Here is a 3,258-nt window from a genome sequence, read left to right as displayed (position 1 = left end):
GCGTGGCAACGTCCTACCCTTGCAGGGGGCGATCCCCCAACTACTCTTGGCGTGCTGAAGCTTAACTTCTGTGTTCGGCATGGGAACAGGTGTATCCTTCAGGCTTTCGCCACCACACTTAGAAAGAACTTCGTTCTCTCAAAACTAGATAATATCTTCTCTGCCCGATTAACTTCCACTTCTTTTTGCTTGGTTAAGTCCTCGACCGATTAGTATTAGTCCGCTTCACGTATCACTACGCTTCCACTTCTAACCTATCTACCTGATCATCTTTCAGGGGTCTTACTTCCATAAAGGAATGGGAAATCTCATCTCGAGGCGAGTTTCACACTTAGATGCTTTCAGCGTTTATCTCATCCATACATAGCTACCCAGCTGTGCGCCTGGCGGCGCAACTGGTACACCAGCGGTATGTCCATCCCGGTCCTCTCGTACTAGGGATAGCTCCTCTCAAATTTCCTGCGCCCGCGACGGATAGGGACCGAACTGTCTCACGACGTTCTGAACCCAGCTCGCGTACCGCTTTAATGGGCGAACAGCCCAACCCTTGGGACCAACTACAGCCCCAGGATGCGATGAGCCGACATCGAGGTGCCAAACCTCCCCGTCGATGTGAACTCTTGGGGGAGATAAGCCTGTTATCCCCAGGGTAGCTTTTATCCGTTGAGCGATGGCCCTTCCATATGGTACCACCGGATCACTAAGCCCGACTTTCGTCCCTGCTCGACCTGTATGTCTCGCAGTCAAGCTCCCTTCTGCCTTTACACTCTTTGAATGATTTCCAACCATTCTGAGGGAACCTTTGGGCGCCTCCGTTACTATTTAGGAGGCGACCGCCCCAGTCAAACTGCCAACCAGACACTGTCTCCGAGCACGTTGAGTGCTCAGGGTTAGAGTGTTCACATAGCAAGGGTAGTATCCCAATGACGCCTCCGCCGAAGCTAGCGCTCCGGTTTCAATGGCTCCTACCTATCCTGTACAAGCTGTGCAAACACCCAATATCAAGCTACAGTAAAGCTCCATGGGGTCTTTCCGTCCTGTCGCGGGTAACCTGCTTCTTCACAGGTATCTTAATTTCACCGAGTCTCTCGTTGAGACAGTGCCCAGATCGTTACGCCTTTCGTGCGGGTCGGAACTTACCCGACAAGGAATTTCGCTACCTTAGGACCGTTATAGTTACGGCCGCCGTTTACTGGGGCTTCATTTCGGAGCTTCGCCGAAGCTAACTCTTCCACTTAACCTTCCAGCACCGGGCAGGCGTCAGCCCCTATACGTCATCTTACGATTTTGCAGAAACCTGTGTTTTTGATAAACAGTCGTCTGGGCCTCTTCACTGCGGCTGTCCGTTAGGACAGCACCCCTTCTTCCGAAGTTACGGGGTCATTTTGCCGAGTTCCTTAACGAGAGTTCTCTCGCTCACCTGAGGATACTCTCCTCGACTACCTGTGTCGGTTTGCGGTACGGGTAGTTATTAACTCGCTAGAAGCTTTTCTCGGCAGCGTGACATCAGTTGCTTCCCTACTATAATTTCGGTCCTCATCGTCGCTTGTCAACTCGATCAAAAGCATTTCTCTCTTGACCTGACTTACGACTTGAACATCCATCTCCATCAGGATGCACAACTTAGCCTTCTGCGTTCCTCCATCACTCAAACGTTAATAACTAGTACAGGAATCTCAACCTGTTATCCATCGTCTACGCCTCTCGGCCTCGACTTAGGTCCCGACTAACCCTGGGTGGACGAGCCTTCCCCAGGAAACCTTAGTCATTCGGTGAATCAGATTCTCACTGATTTTTCGCTACTCATACCGGCATTCTCACTTCTAAGCGCTCCACTAGTCCTTACGGTCTAGCTTCATTGCCCTTAGAACGCTCTCCTATCACGCGACAAAGTCGCGTCCGCAGTCTCGGTAATATGCTTAGCCCCGGTAAATTTTCGGCGCAGAATCACTCGACTAGTGAGCTATTACGCACTCTTTAAATGGTGGCTGCTTCTGAGCCAACATCCTAGTTGTCTATGCAACTCCACTGCCTTTTCCACTTAGCATATATTTAGGGACCTTAACTGGCGGTCTGGGCTGTTCCCCTTTCGACGATGGATCTTATCACTCATCGTCTGACTCCCGGATATAAATCAATGGTATTCGGAGTTTATCTGAACTTAGTAATCCAAGACGGACCCCTTGTCCAAACAGTGGCTCTACCTCCATGATTCTAAATCCGAGGCTAACCCTAAAGCTATTTCGGAGAGAACCAGCTATCTCCAAGTTCGTTTGGAATTTCACCGCTATCCACACCTCATCCCAGCACTTTTCAACGTACACGGGTTCGGACCTCCGGTGCGTATTACCGCACTTTCATCCTGGACATGGATAGATCACCTGGTTTCGGGTCTATGGCAACATACTTCAACGCCCTATTCAGACTCGCTTTCGCTTCGGCTCCGCTTTTTCAACTTAACCTTGCATGCAACTATAACTCGCCGGTTCATTCTACAAGAGGCACGCTATCACCCTTAAACGGGCTCTAACTGCTTGTAGGCACATGGTTGCAGGAACTATTTCACTCCCCTTCCGGGGTGCTTTTCACCTTTCCCTCACGGTACTGGTTCACTATCGGTCACTAGGTAGTATTTAGCCTTGGGAGATGGTCCTCCCGGCTTCCGACGACGTTTCACGTGTGTCGCCGTACTCAGGATCCTGAACTGAGGGAACCTGATTTCGTCTACTGGGCTATCACCATCTATGGCTCAGCTTCCCAACTGATTCGACTATCAGATTCTTTTGTAACTCAAATGTTCAGTCCTACAACCCCGACCAGTAAACTGATCGGTTTGGGCTGTTCCCCGTTCGCTCGCCGCTACTGAGGGAATCGAAATTTTTTTCTACTCCTGCGGGTACTTAGATGTTTCAGTTCCCCGCGTCTACCGCACGGCAGCTATGAATTCACTGTCGTGCAATCATCGACTAAGATGATTGGGTTTCCCCATTCGGAAATCTCCGGATCAAAGCTTACGTACAGCTCCCCGAAGCATATCGGTGTTAGTTCCGTCCTTCATCGGCTCCTAGTACCAAGGCATTCACCATGCGCCCTTAATAACTTAACCTGCATCACTTCGTGATGTAAGTTATTGAGTATTTGCGATTTAAACTATTTTAAAAAACTCAAATAACGTAGTGGTTATTTCTCGGTTAAAATTATAATTAAAATATAATTAATACAGAAAATAATATTATCTAGTTTTCAAAGAACAAAGTT

The 3,258-nt window shown here is 49.0% G+C and carries 2 rRNA genes; both read right to left on the bottom strand.

Features of this window, described 5'->3' with window-relative positions:
* Nucleotides 1-117 (bottom strand): 5S ribosomal RNA (gene rrf / locus AC6UD1_RS06965).
* Between the two features lie 72 nt (nucleotides 118-189).
* Nucleotides 190-3,106: ribosomal RNA gene (locus AC6UD1_RS06960) — 23S ribosomal RNA — on the bottom strand.
* Nucleotides 3,107-3,258: the final 152 nt, after the last annotated feature.

This window comes from Fructilactobacillus sp. X8R1C1, from assembly GCF_059900945.1.
Note: the sequence above shows the minus strand (reverse complement) of the source record. Positions and strands in the feature narration are given on the sequence as shown.